The 15770-nt window shown below is 50.7% G+C and carries 15 protein-coding genes and 1 other RNA gene; 10 read left to right on the top strand and 6 right to left on the bottom strand.

Translation table 11 applies throughout. From position 1 onward, the window contains the following. Positions 1–79 precede the first annotated feature (79 nt). Complete coding sequence (locus NQD60_RS03490) at positions 80–967, top strand: Rpn family recombination-promoting nuclease/putative transposase (protein ID WP_257101083.1); 888 nt, start codon at positions 80–82, stop codon at positions 965–967. A 21-nt stretch (positions 968–988) separates the two neighbouring features. Here the strand turns inward: NQD60_RS03490 and NQD60_RS03485 are convergent, their stop codons facing one another. Continuing rightward, on the bottom strand, positions 989–2920 hold the full coding sequence (locus NQD60_RS03485; RefSeq protein ID WP_257101082.1) for a TonB-dependent receptor: 1932 nt from the start codon (positions 2918–2920) through the stop codon (positions 989–991). 106 nt (positions 2921–3026) lie between these two features. On the opposite strand from NQD60_RS03485, the gene NQD60_RS03480 reads away from it, so the two are divergent. From NQD60_RS03480 to ssrS, 3 genes are all read left to right on the top strand, one after another. Then, entirely contained in the window at positions 3027–3278 is a 252-nt protein-coding gene (locus NQD60_RS03480; protein ID WP_223694297.1) for an ATPase, read from the top strand. A gap of 34 nt (positions 3279–3312) precedes the next feature. Then, positions 3313–3654 (top strand): cell division protein ZapA, encoded by a 342-nt coding sequence (locus NQD60_RS03475; RefSeq protein ID WP_223694294.1) that lies wholly within the window; start codon positions 3313–3315, stop codon positions 3652–3654. 84 nt (positions 3655–3738) lie between these two features. Then, positions 3739–3918: non-coding RNA, 6S RNA (gene ssrS / locus NQD60_RS03470), on the top strand. A gap of 47 nt (positions 3919–3965) precedes the next feature. On the opposite strand, the gene lgt is transcribed toward ssrS, so the two are convergent. After that, positions 3966–4865, bottom strand: coding sequence for a prolipoprotein diacylglyceryl transferase (gene lgt / locus NQD60_RS03465; RefSeq protein ID WP_257101081.1), 900 nt, complete (start codon positions 4863–4865; stop codon positions 3966–3968). Between the two features lie 177 nt (positions 4866–5042). Between lgt and ilvD the strand changes: the two genes are divergently transcribed. After that, complete coding sequence (gene ilvD, locus NQD60_RS03460; protein ID WP_257101080.1) at positions 5043–6716, top strand: dihydroxy-acid dehydratase; 1674 nt, start codon at positions 5043–5045, stop codon at positions 6714–6716. Between the two features lie 17 nt (positions 6717–6733). Here the strand turns inward: ilvD and NQD60_RS03455 are convergent, their stop codons facing one another. Both NQD60_RS03455 and NQD60_RS03450 read right to left on the bottom strand, forming a co-directional pair. Then, positions 6734–7150, bottom strand: coding sequence for a DNA polymerase III subunit chi (locus NQD60_RS03455; RefSeq protein WP_257101079.1), 417 nt, complete (start codon positions 7148–7150; stop codon positions 6734–6736). Between the two features lie 13 nt (positions 7151–7163). Beyond that, the gene (locus tag NQD60_RS03450; protein WP_257101078.1) at positions 7164–8690 is read right to left on the bottom strand and encodes a leucyl aminopeptidase; all 1527 of its coding nucleotides are present in this window, start codon (positions 8688–8690) and stop codon (positions 7164–7166) included. A gap of 96 nt (positions 8691–8786) precedes the next feature. Here NQD60_RS03450 and lptF point away from each other — a divergent pair, with 96 nt between their 5' ends. The 5 genes from lptF (at position 8787) to NQD60_RS03425 (ending at position 13103) form a co-directional block, all read left to right on the top strand. Continuing rightward, positions 8787–9884, top strand: a complete 1098-nt coding sequence (lptF, locus tag NQD60_RS03445; protein WP_257101077.1) for an LPS export ABC transporter permease LptF — start codon at positions 8787–8789, stop codon at positions 9882–9884. 30 nt (positions 9885–9914) lie between these two features. Further along, complete coding sequence (gene lptG, locus NQD60_RS03440) at positions 9915–11081, top strand: LPS export ABC transporter permease LptG (RefSeq protein WP_257101252.1); 1167 nt, start codon at positions 9915–9917, stop codon at positions 11079–11081. Between the two features lie 108 nt (positions 11082–11189). Next, on the top strand, positions 11190–11633 hold the full coding sequence (locus tag NQD60_RS03435; protein ID WP_257101076.1) for an antitoxin Xre-like helix-turn-helix domain-containing protein: 444 nt from the start codon (positions 11190–11192) through the stop codon (positions 11631–11633). Between the two features lie 23 nt (positions 11634–11656). Further along, complete coding sequence (locus NQD60_RS03430; RefSeq protein WP_257101075.1) at positions 11657–12598, top strand: CysB family HTH-type transcriptional regulator; 942 nt, start codon at positions 11657–11659, stop codon at positions 12596–12598. 40 nt (positions 12599–12638) lie between these two features. Beyond that, a complete protein-coding gene (locus tag NQD60_RS03425) occupies positions 12639–13103 on the top strand; it encodes an RES family NAD+ phosphorylase (RefSeq protein ID WP_257101074.1) in 465 nt (154 codons plus the stop codon). Positions 13104–13133: 30 nt separating this feature from the next. On the opposite strand, the gene NQD60_RS03420 is transcribed toward NQD60_RS03425, so the two are convergent. Next, positions 13134–13799: a DUF4400 domain-containing protein gene (locus NQD60_RS03420; protein WP_257101073.1), complete on the bottom strand. Its 666-nt coding sequence runs from the start codon at positions 13797–13799 to the stop codon at positions 13134–13136. After that, on the bottom strand, positions 13789–15762 hold the full coding sequence (traD, locus tag NQD60_RS03415; protein WP_257101072.1) for a type IV conjugative transfer system coupling protein TraD: 1974 nt from the start codon (positions 15760–15762) through the stop codon (positions 13789–13791). Before traD ends, NQD60_RS03420 begins: the two co-directional genes overlap by 11 nt. Positions 15763–15770: the final 8 nt, after the last annotated feature.

Here is a 15770-nt window from a genome sequence, read left to right as displayed (position 1 = left end):
TTGTCAAGGATAGCCTCATCGGAAACAATCGGAGCTTGCTTATAACGTATTGCTCGCCATTCTTCTGGAAATTCATTCGATGAAGCACACTCTATCTACCCCTCATGACGCATTATTTAAAACTTTCTTAACGAATATCACAGTAGCTAAAGATTTTTTGCATTTCCACCTGCCCGCTCATCTTAAAAAATACTGTGACTTAAGTACGCTGGAAATTGTAGCAGGCTCGTTTGTCGATGCTGAGCTTAGACAGCATTTTTCAGATATTGTCTATTCGATGCGGATTGCAAATACACCGGGCTATATTTATACGCTCATTGAACACGAAAGCACCGCGGGTAAACTGACACCGTTCAAACTCCTACGCTATCAAGTCGGCCTGATGAAGCAACACCTCGATCAAAATAATGCGCTATTACCGGTAATCGTACCGATCCTTTTTTATCGAGGGCTGCAAAGCCCATATCCTGGCCCAGTTGATCTTTTTGACTGTTTTGAAAACAAAGCGCTGGCACAGAAAATTTTTCTAAAGCCTATCAAACTCATCGATTTATCTATGATTCCCAACGAAGAACTCAAAACCCACAAAAGTATTGCGGCGCTTGAGCTTATTCAAAAGCATATCCGGGCCAGAGATTTGATGCAGTTCGCAAAACCAGTTATAGAGCTAATGACAGCCGCTCCACTCACTCATGAGCTGGTTCGTAGTGTGCTACACTACCTTTTGAGAGAAGGTAAAGTTTGCGATGATAATTACGCACAGTTTATCGAATTAGTCGTTGAAAATGCTCCTAGCTATCGAGAGGAAATCATGACAATTGCTCAGCAATTAGAACTTAAAGGTCGGCAAGAAGGTGAACGCCTGACAATTCTTGCCATCGCTAAAAATTTGTTAAACGCCGGATCAGCGCCAGATTTTATTAAAAAAATCACAAACCTCTCTGACCAAGATATCGCAACGTTATAGACATTCAAAGCTATAGCGCGCTTAACGTTGCTGCCAACCCAACGTAAAATATATCCCACGGGGCACTGCTCGATACGCGTAAACCAGTTCATGGTGTTTATTTAATACATTCTCAATCCGAGTTGTCGCGTACCATGAGCGAGACAAATCATAACGCGCGTTTAAGTTCACCACCCCATAGCCGCCCAGCACAGCGCCGTTGTCATAACGCCGGCTGCTGGTCAGCCACATGCCACCCACTCGCCAATCACCCAGTTGACGAGTCGCGAGAAGGCTCGCAAAATGCCGCGCTCGGCGTGGCAGATCCCGTTTATGCACTTCATCAATGGCGCGTTGCGTGGTCAGCGAGGCGCGTATGCGCGTGCCTCGCACACGTCCGGACCACGATGCTTCAAGTCCTTGCACCCGCGCGCGGCCAATATTTTGAGCTTGGTACAGGTTGGCCAGCTTAGGCAACTGTATCGTAGCGGATTTGATTGGCGCCGCTTCAATCAAGTCATCATAGCGTGTCTGAAATACGTTCACGCGTGCCATGCCCCATTGATCTGAACTATGTTCAATGCCCGCCTCCACCGAATGACTAGATTCAGGCTGAAGTCTGAGATTGCCATAGTGCGGGTAATATAAATCATTAAAAGAGGGGACGCGAAAGGCACTGGAATAACTGGTTGTGAATTTCCAATGGGGATTAAAGTAATAGCCGTAACCGGCATAATAACTATCTGCGCCCCCAAAATTTGTATAGTGATCACGCCGCACATTCAATTGGAGTTGATGCGCGCCAAAGCCAGCCTGATAACCCGCAAAAGTGGCGTGCACCTGCCGGCTAGCAGCTGCATAAAGACTTGCATCCAGGTTTTGCTGCAGGTATTCATAGCCAAACTGTAGCCGCTGCCTGGGCCGCAGAGTCAGTTCATTTTGCCAGGTAAGCTGGCGATTGGTTGTGCTAAAGCGGTTATCGAATATGCCATTTAGCCAATTCAGGTTTTGCTCGTGACCGTTGGCCATCATCAGCGAAGTGCGCCAAGATTCGCTCAACTGGCCAGCAACAAAGACCGATAAAGCCCGCACCCGGTTATTGGCTAAATTGAGGTCCGTGGGGTAGCCATAGGCCTGGTCAGAACCCACCGTCCCGTGTGATTGATAAAACCGTATCCCGGCCAGCCAAGCTGGGTTAAAGCGATGCTTAAGCGCCGCCGTTATACTTTCATCAAAAAAATCATAGGCATTCGGATGAGCCGGCTGCAGCCGTTTTGTGTTAGGCGATGCCAAGCCTTCTGTTTTCAAGCGCGAGCCATGAAGACTAAAGGTGGTAGCGCCTGCCGCATCCAGTGCGCCACTGATACCTGCTTGCTGATGCTGGGTATGATGACTCCCCATTTCCGCCAAAAAATTTAATTTGGGTGGCTGCTGACCGCCTGCTTTGGTGAAAATGTGTACCACGCCGCCAATTGCATTGGAGCCATAAAGCGCTGAGACATTGCCACTCACCACTTCGACCCGCTCAAACTGAGCCAACATTAACTGCGCTAGCTGCGTGCTACCCAGACTAACTGAATCAACCCGCACCCCATCGATCAGGACTAGGGTTTGCGTTGCAGCGGCGCCACGCAAAAAAAGGCTACTGGTCGCACCAGGCCCACCATTTCTCACCACCTGGGCTCCCGCGACAGCAGGCAATAATGCGGGCAAATCAAGCGCGCCACTATCGACTAGATCCTGCTGACTGAATGACGTCGTCGGCGCCAGCGTATGAGTCAACGGTGGCGTAATACGCGCGGCCGTCACGACCACTTGGGCCAACCAAGGGTGTTTGACCGGCTGTGGTTGGCCGGCAGCCACGGTAACGGGGCCCATTTTCTCGACATTCGATTGAGTTGTATTGGCGCACACCAGCTGCGGCCACGCCATTAAGATGACACAAATCAGCGATACTGCTATCGCTGCTGGCATAGAATGAGCATACGCTATTTTATAGCTAAGGCTGTTTCTCTTCGTGCAAATTGCCTCAATACGATTTGATGCGGTTAAAATATTCCGACTTCCAAGGATGCAGCTCATGCTTAACGAAATAGACTCTTTACGACAAAATATTGGTCGGCTGATCATGTTGATCGACCGCTACCGCCAACAATGGCAAGATTTAACACAACAATTGGAACAAACCCAAGCAGCACTCGCCGCCACGCGCTTAACACTTGAACAAACCTGCAGTGAACGCGATGCGCTCACCAGCAAAATCGAAGAGGCTCAGCTTCAACTCAATGCTATCCTTACAAAGTTACCGCCTGCCCTAACCTCTGAGATTTAATCTCATCTTTCTAGATAAACACCAGTAAGTGCTCATGACAAACAAGCAAATCGAAGTCCAAATATTAGGTCAGCCATACCGACTCGCCTGTTCAGCAGAGAACGAAGCGGCCTTATTGGAGGCCGCTACACGGGTTGATGCAGAAATGACAAAAGTGCGCACTCATAGTGCTGCGCGCGGCACTGACCGAATTGCCGTCATGGCAGCGATCTCGCTCGCCTCCGAGCTTTTATTACTGCAACGTAGCGTACGTCAAAGTGAGGCATTCCCTACAGAGGAAATTCGACGTACAATGCAACGTATGAATCAACGGATTACGGCCACGATTGAGCAGCATGAGCTAAGCACGCCACTGCTCAACACTGACCCAACGTGATCTGAACCCCGCAGTAGAGGTGGGCATCATATACGAGAGAGCCGCTTTTTAATGTGCTTAAAGGTTAAATGACATAATTTAAAGTTTTCCCTGCCTGGTTTGCGAAGACCCTATACTCTTTGAACCAATGCGATACGCAACGGTTGCGGAAATTTGTGATATGGGCGTGCGCATCACTCGTTTGATGCGCTCAAAGTGTCACTAACTGCGACCATCTTGAACCCAGGTTCAGGATGCCGGTCTGGCGGCTAAGGCGGGGATTTTATAGCACGGCGCCGAATCTTCGGCGCCGTTTTTTTATCCTCTCAATTTCACTGCCTAGCAACTGGGGGCATGCGTTGCCCACCCCGATACACGTAAGCCAATACACCAATGCCAACGGCGATCATCGGTACGGATAGCCACTGCCCCAATGACCAACCAAGCGTTAATAAACCTAGAAAGTCATCTGGCTCACGCATAAACTCAACCAGAAAACGCGCGCAGCCATAGCCAATCAAGAATACCGCCGAGATCGCCCCAACCGGCCTGGTTTTGCGTGCAAATAACCAAACCATCACAAACAGCGCGAGCCCTTCAAGCGCCACCTCATACAATTGGGATGGATGACGCGGTAATGCCTGATAGTGGTCAAAGATGACCTGTAACCCGCCGGCCACGGCCTGCTGCGGATGACTCAACAACCAGAGACGATCCGCTTGCGCTGCCTGTGGGAATAACATGGCCCAAGGCGCATCAGGAGCGCTGACCCGGCCCCACAATTCACCATTAATAAAATTGCCGAAACGACCAGCCGCCAGCCCAGCGGGTACCAGCGGCGCCATAAAATCAGTCACCTCCAACCAGCGGCGCTGAGATTGGCGCGCAAAAAGAAACAGGGCGAAGCTAACGCCAATAAAACCGCCATGAAATGACATGCCGCCTTCCCACACTTTAAAAATATCCAGTGGGTGGGCTAGATAAAAGCTGGCCTTATAAAACAAAACGTAGCCAAGTCGACCACCCACAATAGTGCCTAGCACAGCGTAAAACATCAGGTCATCTAGCGCCTTCGCACTCCAGCCCTGGGCGGCAACCTGCGGCAAGCGTAAGCGCCAGCGGCCAAGCCCAATCGCGGCCATAAAAGCCAGCAAATACATCAAGCCATACCAGCGTACAGCAAGTGGCCCCAGTTGCAGCGCAATCGGGTCGAATTGTGGATGGATCAGCATAACTTGACCTCTAAACCATTAAAAAAGCGCATTATAGTATTTGACATTGATAAAAAGAGTCTTCATTCTTATGCTGGCCCTATTTATTACGGAGTAATCGCAAGTTCATCACGGCGCGCCTACTGTTTAGCGCCGTTGGCCTTGTTTTTGCCGATTCTTTTTCTGAAAGGAAAATCCATGCCTCACAATCCACGCTCACGCCATATCACCCAAGGTATCGAGCGCGCGCCAAACCGGTCGATGTATTACGCGCTTGGCTATCAAAAAGAAGATTTTGATAAACCGATGATTGGCGTAGCCAACGGCCATTCTACGATCACGCCTTGTAATGCCGGCCTGCAACCTCTAGCAGATGCGGCCGTGAATGCCATTCAAGCGGCCAGCGCCAATGCGCAAATTTTTGGCACGCCTACCATTTCCGATGGCATGTCGATGGGGACCGAAGGCATGAAATATTCGTTGGTTTCGCGCGAAGTGATTGCCGACTGTATTGAGACGGCGGTGCAAGGCCAATGGATGGATGGCGTCGTGGTGATTGGCGGCTGTGATAAAAATATGCCAGGCGGGATGATCGCACTGGCGCGGATCAATGTTCCCGGGATTTATGTCTATGGCGGCACGATCAAGCCCGGCCATTGGCATGGCCAAGATTTAACCATCATTTCGTCGTTTGAAGCGGTGGGGGAATTTATGGCTGGCCGCATCAACCAAGAAGATTTTGAGGGGATTGAGCGTAATGCCTGTCCCAGCACCGGCTCATGTGGCGGGATGTATACCGCGAATACCATGAGCTCATCCTTTGAAGCCTTAGGCATGTCATTGCTGTACTCCTCAACCATGGCTAACCCAGATCGAGAAAAAATAGAGTCCGCCGCGGCCTCGGCACGAGTCTTGGTTGAAGCTGTCAAACGCGATTTAAAGCCGCGCGACATTATCACCAAAAAATCGATCGAAAATGCCGTCTCTGTGGTCATGGCCACAGGTGGCTCAAGCAACGCTGTGCTGCATTACTTAGCGATTGCCCATGCCGCCGAAATTGACTGGAGCATAGATGATTTTGAGCGTATCCGTCAGCGCGTTCCTGTGATTTGTAACCTCAAACCATCTGGTCAATATGTGGCAACCGATTTGCATCAAGCAGGCGGTATTCCGCAAGTCATGAAGATTTTATTAAACGCGGGCTTATTGCATGGCGATTGCATCACCATTACCGGCGCTACACTCGCTGAAGAATTGGCCGCTGTACCGGATACGCCTCGTGCCGAACAAAAGGTGATCTTCCCACTTGAAAAAGCCTTGTATCAGAAAGGTCATTTGGCGATCTTAAAAGGCAATTTAGCGCCGGATGGCGCTGTCGCGAAAATCAGCGGCCTCAAAAATCCTGTGATCACGGGCCCGGCTCGTGTGTTTGATGACGAACAAAGCGCGCTGGCGGCAATCCTGGCCGACCGTATTCAAGCGGGCGATATCCTGGTGTTACGCTATCTTGGTCCGCAAGGGGGTCCCGGTATGCCGGAAATGCTCAGCCCCACTTCTGCCCTCATCGGCAAAGGCTTAGGTGAGTCAGTCGGCTTAATCACCGATGGCCGCTTTTCTGGCGGGACCTGGGGCCTGGTGGTTGGACACGTGGCGCCTGAAGCATTTGTTGGCGGTGTGATCGGCCTCGTCCAAGAAGGCGACTCAATTACCATCGATGCCCATCAGTTACTGCTACAACTCAATCTTGATGAGGCTGAACTGAAGCGCCGACGGGCTGAGTGGCAACAACCCGCACCGCGCTATACGCGCGGCGTACTGGCAAAATACGCGACTCTCGCACTACCCGCCAATCGAGGCGCTGTCACGGGCTAAATTTCAGCTTATGCCTCTTAATCTCCTCGCTTGTAATTGTTAGGCTGATAGCCGTGCTCACGGTAAAAGCGATAACGTTTACGCGCAGCGGCGAGTTCGTTAGCGCCGCTGCCGACGACTTCAAGCACGCGCGTAAAATGCGCAAAATGAGGCGGCACAACAGTCCCAAGGTTGAGCAGCAGCCGGCCATATAATGCCGCTTTCGCCTCGCTTGCCAACACAATCGGGGTGGCTAGGCAGCGGGCATCATCATCCATACAATGCGGGATGAACTCAAGCGCGGCAAACGTCCACAAGCGAGTATCAAAAGTACGCAAAAGCGCCGGCTCAGCAATCACCAATAATTGCTGCCCTGCTGCATAGACTTTGCGCGCCAGCCGACACGCATAGTCAAGCTGGTCGCCCACGTGCGTATGAAAATCAATTTGTATCATAGTGGCTGAACAATTAGCGGGTTGCGCGCTCAATCAAAAATTGCGTCAAGAGCGGCACGGGCCGCCCAGTTGCGCCTTTAGATGCGCCACTTTTCCATGCCGTGCCAGCAATATCCAAGTGCGCCCAAGAGTACGCTTGCGTGAAGCGAGCTAAAAAGCAGGCAGCCGTCACACTACCGGCAGGACGCCCGCCAATGTTTGCCATATCGGCGAAATTTGATTTCAGCTGTTCTTGATATTCGTCATCAAGCGGCATACGCCAGATCGGGTCGACCGAGGTGGCAGCGGCCGCCAACAATTCATTGGCGAGCGCATCTTCTTTTGCATATAAGCCACTATGATGATGGCCCAGCGCAATCACACAAGCACCGGTTAACGTCGCAATGTCGATCACCAGCGCCGGTTTAAAGCGTTCAACATAAGTCAGCGCGTCACACAAAATCAGACGCCCTTCAGCATCCGTATTCAAGACTTCAATGGTCTGTCCTGACATGCTGGTCACAATATCGCCAGGTTTATAGGCATTGCCTGCCGGCATGTTTTCGCAACTCGGAATCACCACGATCAGATTTAACTTCAACCCCATTTCGGCAACGGCACGCAACGTGCCCAGGGCGGCGGCAGCGCCACACATATCGTACTTCATTTCATCCATGCCTTCGCCTGGTTTCAGCGAAATCCCACCCGCATCGAAAGTAATACCTTTGCCCACCAGCACGATCGGCTTGGTTTTTGCGGCAGCGCCTTGATAATGCAGCACGATCAATTTCGGTGGTTCAGTTGAACCTTTGGCAACCGATAAGAAAGCGCCCATTTTCAGGGTTTCCAACTGTTTTTGCCCCAGTACTTCGGCTTTTAATGCAAACTCGTGGGCGAGCTCTTTGGCCGTCTGCGCCAAGTAAGTGGGGGTGCAGATATTACCCGGCAAGTTGGCTAAATCACGCGCAAAATCCATGCCACTGGCAAGCGCAACACCTTGTTTAGCCGAAGCCTTTGCGCTTTTTTCGTCGGCCGCGTTCACCGTGATGATGATTTTCTGGGGCCTAGGCTGACTTGTTTCAGCTTGGCTTTTTAGCTGAGTAAATTGGTAGACTATTTCACGCGTTAAGCAAATAGACAAACGTACCCCCTTAACCACATCAACTTCACTGCTACATTCTTGGACGAGCGTCCAAAGTAGGGTTTTTACTTGTGGCACAAACACGGGGCTAGCCAAAAGTACGCGCGCAGCTGCCCGCACTGCTTGCGCAAAAATTTTGGCGTTAAAGTTCTCACGTTGACCAAGGCCGACGACTAATACGCGGGCCGCGCTGACACCGACTGTCTCGTGCAACATCCACGCCTTGCCGCACTTACCGTTGATCTCTCCGGCCTTCACCAACCGACCAATTGAACCCTTCATGGCTTGATCGATTTGTTGCGCCACGCCGAGCAAAGGACTGCCCTCAAAGATTCCAATTACAATACAGCTAGACTGCGCGCGCAGCATTTCAGTTTGAGCAACACTATTCCAGTTGCAGGCTTTTATGCTAAAGTCCATCGCGCTCCCCTTGGATAAATTTCAGTTTGATTTGAATTAAACCGTAATTATCCGCTATTTTCCTTCGTCGCTGCCTGCAGAGCAGCTGCAATAGACATGATTTTCGAACGTTCCCTGCAACGCGAGCTTGCGTATACGGCTCTTGCTGTATTTATGGTGCTACTAACGATTATGTTAGCCACCATGATGATTCGCATTGTCGGCTTTGCCGCTTCAGGCCAAGTCGATCCGCGCGACGTACTGTCGCTGATTGGTCTTACCGTGATTGGCTACCTAGCGGTCATGCTGATTGTGACGCTGTTTGTCTCAATCTTGTTTGTACTCACCCGTTGGTACCGAGATTCGGAAATGGTTGTCTGGATGTCATCGGGGGTTAGCCTGACGCATTTGGTCAAGCCGATTGCGGTTTTTTCTGCGCCGCTGATTGCCGCCATTGCGTTTTTCGCTTTTGTCGGCTGGCCCTGGTCAAACGAACAAAGCAAGCTCTTGCGCGAGCATTTCGCGCAGCGCGACGAGGTATCATTACTCGCCCCAGGCCAGTTTCGGGAATCTCCGTCCAACCAACGGGTTTTTTTTATTGAAAGCATCTCGCCTGATGCCACCCAGGTACGCAATGTTTTTGTCAGCAGTACCGAAAATGGCAAAGTCAGTATTGTCGTTTCAAGCCAGGGACATATTCTGACCCAAGCCGACGGCGAGCGCTTTGTCGTCCTTGAAAACGGCCGGCGCTACGATGGTCAACCTGGCCAGCCTGATTACCGCATTATGTCGTTTGAACGCTATGGCGTACGCATTGGCGAACAGCGCTTTGTCAACACGCCAACCTCGACCAGTACTTCAACCCCGCAGCTCATCCGCCAACCCAGTTTAGTGAATCTAGCAGAACTCGCATGGCGCGCGGGGTTGCCTTTGATTGCCATCAATCTGATGCTACTCGCCATTCCGTTGGCGTATCAAAATCCCCGCCGCAGCCGCACCATTAATCTGGTGATGGCGGTGTTAATTTACCTGACCTATTCTAATTTTCTGAATTTAATGCAATCATGGATTGAACAAGGAAAGATCTCATTCAGTATGGGTCTATGCATTTTGCACCTCATCGCCGCCGCCGTAGTCGTGCTGCTTTTTTGGTTACGCACACGCCACCGGCCATTGCTGAGCTATCTGTCCCTGGCTAGATCTAAAGAGAAATAAATCATGTCTGCTCCGTCAATGCCAACTGCTCTGTTGGTGTATGAAAGTTATTTCGCGCGCCAGATATATTTGGCGTTCGGCTTTGTGCTATTTGCATTTTCTGGGCTCTTCTTCTTTTTTGATCTGATTAGCGAATTAAACTCGATTGGGCAGCACAATTATAAATTTGGTTATGCCGTTATACGCGTAGCCTTACTCGCCCCATCTCGCTTGTACGAGATTATTCCCGTGGCGGCACTGATTAGCGCGATTTATGTCTTTGCCACCATGGCCGCCAATTCGGAATTCACGATCTTTCGCATTTGCGGCCTCTCAACCCGGCGCGCACTCGGCTCCCTCATGAAAATCGGCGTGCCACTTGTCACCGCCACATTTTTATTTGGTGAAGTGATCAGCCCTTATGCAGACCAATTATCCGAGCGTGTACGGCTCGAGGCATTGGGCGCCTCCGTCTCATCGAATTTTCAGTCTGGGGTCTGGGTCAAAGATACGCTCAACAATGACGGTGAAGGTCGTCCAGTCATGCGCTTTGTGAATGTTGGCAAGCTCATGCCAGATACCACGATTCGCGATGTACGGATTTATGAATTCGACCATCAATTCCAGTTAACCGATGTGCGCGTTGCCGAGCGTGGGCAGTTTATAGCGCCAGATCATTGGCAGCTCACCGAGGTAACGGCAACTCACTTATTTAAAGCTGCGACACTGCCGCCGCCAAGCAATACTCCCAATCAACAAATAGACCTGCTACAGCCGCTGTACCACGCTCAGCAAGCGGCTCTGCCGGAATACTTAATGCGCTCGCAGCTGACCCCACAGATTCTGTCAGTGCTGCTGGTGTCCCCCGACCGGATGTCAATGCTAGATTTATTTTCATATATTCGCCACCTACAAGAAAATCACCAAGATACGCAGCGTTATGAAATTGCCTTATGGCGCAAATTTTTCTACCCATTCACCGTCTGGGTCATGCTTGCGCTCTCCTTACCCTTTGCCTATTTGCATACCCGTGCTGGCGTGGTCGGCATTAAAGTATTTGGCGGCATCATGCTAGGCATGAGTTTTCAGCTTATCAATACACTGTTCTCGCATATTGGCATCCTGAATACATGGCCAGCTGCGCTGACCGCGGCCACGCCTAGCCTGATTTATATTGCGTTTGGCTTAATCGCATTGCGTCGGGTTGACCGGCACTAAACGCCCCCATGCTTGAAGAAGCTCAACTTTGAAGCGCGCCTCAGAGCACTCGCTATTTATGCCAAAATTGCGTACACTATATCCATAGTGGCATAGAAGGAGTGCATCATGAAACCTGTGGCAGCGAATATTTCGACTGGGACTTTACTAGGCGGCGTCGCGGTGCTGAGCCAATTGCCTGGTTCAGCGCTAGAATGGGTGAACATGATTCGGCGGGGGATTTCATCCGGTGCAGTCGATTCAATGCTGAAATCCATCGGTCTGTCACAAGCAGAACTTGCCTCCGCCCTGGCTATTCCAGAGCGTACGCTTGCTCGACGTAAACGAGAAGGCATCCTGAGCAGCGAAGAATCAGCCAAACTCCTGAGACTCGCGCGCATCGTCGTGCGCGCCACGCAGGTTTTTGAAGACCTAACGACTGCTACCAATTGGCTTAAATCTCCGGCCCCCGCTTTTGGCGGTATGACTCCGCTGAGTCTGGTCGACACCGATATCGGTGCGGACAGTATATTAGACACCTTAGGCCGGATCGAGCAAGGGGTATTTTTCTAACCGTCTGTGGCCATTATCTAGATATGAACCTTCATCAGTTTCGCTTTGTGCGCGAAGCAGTTCGGCAGAATTACAATTTAACCGAAGCGGCTAAGGCGCTGGCGACATCGCAACCCGGCGTGTCAAAAGCGATCATCGAACTTGAAGATGAGTTGGGGGTCGATATCTTCAGGCGGCACGGCAAGCGAGTACGCTCACTCACCGAGCCTGGGCGCGCCATTTTAATCTCGGTCGAAAAAATCCTGCAAGAAATCGATAATATTAAACGTGTCGGCAAAGAATATACTGAGCAAGACCAAGGCAAGCTCGTGATTGCAGCGGTGCAAGCACACATCCGCTACACGCTGCCCCCGATTGTTACGGAATTCAAAAAAAAATTTCCAAGAGTTCTCTTGTCCATTTTGCCAGGCACTCCCAGTCAAGTGGCAGAGATGGTAGAGAGTGAACAAGCCGATCTTGGACTGATCGCTGAAGCCGTGACCGGCCACCAAGAACTCAATTTATTGCCCTCTTTGCCATGGCATTATGTCGCGCTCCTGCCTAGCCATCATCCGCTGACGGCGAATGAGCGCTTAACGCTCGCAGAACTGGCCAACTATCCGTTAATCATCTACGACACGGCCGGCGCTGGCCACACTAAGCTTGTGCAGACGTTTGCCTTACAGTCATTAACGCCAGAAATTTTGCTCAGAGCGATCGATGCAGACACCATTAAAACCTATGTGGAACTGGGTTTAGGCGTAGGCATCATGCCCAATATAACCTTGGACACTCCGTTGAACGGTACCTTGCGCGCACTCCCCTTAGAGCATGTATTTGGCAACCATCTGACGCATATCGTACTCAAGCAAGGCACTTATCTACGCCGCTATATGAATGCTTTGATTGAGCTGCTGTCCCCTAGTTTGAACCGCAAAGAAATTGAGCAAACGCTGCATGAGGGGTATGCCATTGACGCACCTTGAGTCAGTCTGCACATCACCCGGGGCATGGAGGGCTTAATTGATGCTCACGGTTTGGCGGATTGTGACTGAGCAACACGCCGCTACGGCTTTTTCCGGTGAAGGCGCGCGTTTATATGGCGGACGCTGGAATCCCAAAGGCATTGCCGTGATTTACACCGCGCAGAGTCAGTCACTCGCAGCGCTAGAAATGCTGGCTCAAGATATACCGCTACGCGCTCGCTATGTGATCATGCCAGTCAAAGTCCCCAAACAGCTCATTGAACACTACAATTTACAACAGCTCCCCCCTAACTGGCGAGACCCCGCTGTGCGTAGTACGCTACAAATGATTGGCGCCACCTGGGTTAAAACAGGCTGCAGTGCAGTACTTGCCGTTCCCAGTGTGATTATCCCAACCGAATTGAATTACCTACTCAACCCACACCATCCTGATTTTGTTAAGATCGAGTTTGGTCAAGCGACCCCATTTACACTCGATATGCGACTTTTACGCCACCTCGGGTAATCAAAACGATATCGCTTGATTGCAACTTGCTTAACAATATTTCTTATAATACTTAGCCATTGTCCATACCAGCAGCGCGCAAAAGCTCACGACAGGTAAAAACAAAATCTCAAACGGGAGTTTGACGGGCGCCACCAGCCACCCAGTTGCCGCCAGTGGCAACAAGCCAAATTTTAGCAAACGCTTCGCCCGATGGTAACGAGTGGCTGATTCATGGCCCCCGTTTTCTCGGCGAATCACTCGCGCGACCAAGCCATCGATCAGCGCCAAGCCGATAATCAGGCCAAACTTAGGCGCCACCAGGATGAGCATCGCCAGCCGTACACCGAATAACTGCAGAGCATACATGGCAATCAAAATAGGCTCGCGCAAATTGCTCAAGGGTAAATTTCGATAATCTGCCACAGGCGACTGTATCGCAAGTTCAATCCTATTCCAACCAAACCAACTCCAATAAGCCCAGCCGGCAGCGTGTTGAGCTAACTCTAAATTTGTACACTGCACTAAATAATAGTGCAGCAAAGCCTGCATTGCCGCAATCGAGTCCGCGCGCCAACTGTAATACCCTGCAAACCAGCAAGCAAACACCGCGAGCACTGAAATAACGACGATCCACAGCACTAGATTCAGGGTTGCTCGCAGCACCCAAAAAAACTCTCGTATGCTCTCGTCATCCGCTTGAGATTTAGAGCGCATCACGTGGTCCTGAGATGCGCTCACGCAGCGCCTCAAACACCGCTTCTAAAACCCGCTGCTGGCTCGCCTGGCCATGTTCTGCCGTCACCAAAGGTAAACGCAATTTAACCAATTGTCCGCCATCGATTAAAGCAAATGCCTGACCTTTGGGCAATTGCGTTAAATCTGCCGGCTGCAGCATATGGATCTCGCGGGCAGTCCATGTGTCTTGTGTGGCGGCAGAGAAATCTGCAAATTCTCCCGGCTCATCAATGTCGCGCGTACTCGAGTCGGTACTGCGCGACCAGATTTCAACGGTAGGCAACTGGTCAATCAAAATAGCTGCTGTGCTAGGATTTTTTACCCGCAGCATGATTAACGTGTTGAAGTTGCCAAACATCTGTTGGGCTTTTGCTCTAGAACCGATTTTTGCTTCAATATCTGCATCCGTTTGAGCCAATGCGGTGACACGTAGGCCAGCCCCTCCAGCCTTGTTAAGCAGCGGAATAAATTCATCGCCGCACAGTTCATTAAATTCATCGGCATATAGACTCACATCACGACGCATACCAGAGCGGGTTTGGCCAAAGCCCGTGCCGTATTTATACATACGCCCGGCGGTGGAGGTAAGATCCGCAAACATTGCATTGCCCACTGCTGCGGCGACTTCAAAGTCAGACAGCGCATCTAAACCAATATACACAATCCCGCCTTGATCAATCACCTGCGCCCAATCAAAAATGGCGCGTGGATCATGCGGGTTATCGTATTGGGGAGAAAGAAGCTCAGAAATTTTACCTGTGGTGAGTTTTTCTAGTAGCGGATATAACGACGAAACCAATTTTTCAAAGTAACTGCGATCATTGGCTAATATGGATGAGAGCGCATCGGCGATTGGATCATGCCAGCCCTGCTCTTTAATCAGCGCAAGCATTTGCAATGCAGATAATGCGCGACCCGTTTTACGAGCCTGTTCTTGTAGCGATTTACCCGGCTCTTTGATTTTTTCTCGCCAGACCGGGTGCGCCTGATTCAGCCAAAATTCAAAATACTGAATACACAAATCGTCGATATTAACCGCGTGCTGATACACTAACTCATAGGTCGGTTTCATACCCAATGCGGACAGCGCACGCGCCATGACATTCACAAAACGCCAGACAAATTCCTTGAACACCGCACTTTGGCCGGCGCTTGGCAGCTGGTTGCTAACTCGCGTGGCAACCTCGGTAATCCTTGAAAAAGTGCTGATCGGGCTATAGCGTGCAGAAGCCTCTGGATAACCCAAATGAAACACATAAAATAGATCTTCGCGTTGTGCTCGCTTAGCTTCGGTGTACATACGCAACAGTAAATCCACGTCACCTTTGGGATCGAAGACAATCACCACATCGCCACGTCGAATATCCTGGCTGACCTGAATCTCCACATAGCGGGTTTTACCCACCCTGGTGGTACCGAGCACTAAGGTATGGCCGACCCGCTCACGCAGATCCGTATAAATGTCGCGCTCATGCACTTCGACACCATGTAGCGCCGGTTCACCACCGGCTGGCGGCAAACGCGCAACGGCAGGCCGCAGGCCCCCTATGCGCATGAACTTGCTCAACCAAGCGCTAAAATACTGACGCTCATCACCCGCACATAAATGCCGGTTTTGGGGCAATCTAGCCCAATATAGCCGCTGTGTATGCTCTGCTGTCCAACGAAAACCTCGCCCAAGAAATTGTTCTTGAGTGGAAACCGGAATATCTCGCGCCTCTATTTCATAGCTTGGCAACCGTCTTAGGTTGCGTTGAAGGCGAATAATACAGCTTGCCTGATACGCTCGAATGAATGCTAACAACAGCATACCCAGCGTAAAAATTAAACCTAATGTCAGCGTCACTAGAAATGTTTTATGCCAAAACCACACGATGCCGCAAGCGATCAGTGCTGAGATAGATGAAACCAATTCGACCGGTTTACGGAACAGATTGTTCATACAGGGCT

Origin of the sequence: Mycoavidus sp. SF9855, assembly GCF_024582735.1 — a bacterium.
Lineage (GTDB): Bacteria > Pseudomonadota > Gammaproteobacteria > Burkholderiales > Burkholderiaceae > Mycoavidus.
The sequence above is the reverse complement of the archived record's forward strand: the minus strand, read 5'-3'. Positions and strand labels throughout refer to the sequence as shown.

What these genes read in the sequence shown, in the direction of transcription:
- NQD60_RS03490 (WP_257101083.1), top strand. Translation starts at nt 80, where the DNA reads ATGAAGCACACTCTATCTACCCCTCATGACGCATTATTTAAAACTTTC.
- NQD60_RS03485 (WP_257101082.1), bottom strand. Translation starts at nt 2,920, where the DNA reads ATGCCAGCAGCGATAGCAGTATCGCTGATTTGTGTCATCTTAATGGCG.
- NQD60_RS03480 (WP_223694297.1), top strand. Translation starts at nt 3,027, where the DNA reads ATGCTTAACGAAATAGACTCTTTACGACAAAATATTGGTCGGCTGATC.
- NQD60_RS03475 (WP_223694294.1), top strand. Translation starts at nt 3,313, where the DNA reads ATGACAAACAAGCAAATCGAAGTCCAAATATTAGGTCAGCCATACCGA.
- lgt (WP_257101081.1), bottom strand. Translation starts at nt 4,865, where the DNA reads ATGCTGATCCATCCACAATTCGACCCGATTGCGCTGCAACTGGGGCCA.
- ilvD (WP_257101080.1), top strand. Translation starts at nt 5,043, where the DNA reads ATGCCTCACAATCCACGCTCACGCCATATCACCCAAGGTATCGAGCGC.
- NQD60_RS03455 (WP_257101079.1), bottom strand. Translation starts at nt 7,150, where the DNA reads ATGATACAAATTGATTTTCATACGCACGTGGGCGACCAGCTTGACTAT.
- NQD60_RS03450 (WP_257101078.1), bottom strand. Translation starts at nt 8,690, where the DNA reads ATGGACTTTAGCATAAAAGCCTGCAACTGGAATAGTGTTGCTCAAACT.
- lptF (WP_257101077.1), top strand. Translation starts at nt 8,787, where the DNA reads ATGATTTTCGAACGTTCCCTGCAACGCGAGCTTGCGTATACGGCTCTT.
- NQD60_RS03435 (WP_257101076.1), top strand. Translation starts at nt 11,190, where the DNA reads ATGAAACCTGTGGCAGCGAATATTTCGACTGGGACTTTACTAGGCGGC.
- NQD60_RS03430 (WP_257101075.1), top strand. Translation starts at nt 11,657, where the DNA reads ATGAACCTTCATCAGTTTCGCTTTGTGCGCGAAGCAGTTCGGCAGAAT.
- NQD60_RS03425 (WP_257101074.1), top strand. Translation starts at nt 12,639, where the DNA reads ATGCTCACGGTTTGGCGGATTGTGACTGAGCAACACGCCGCTACGGCT.
- NQD60_RS03420 (WP_257101073.1), bottom strand. Translation starts at nt 13,799, where the DNA reads ATGCGCTCTAAATCTCAAGCGGATGACGAGAGCATACGAGAGTTTTTT.
- traD (WP_257101072.1), bottom strand. Translation starts at nt 15,762, where the DNA reads ATGAACAATCTGTTCCGTAAACCGGTCGAATTGGTTTCATCTATCTCA.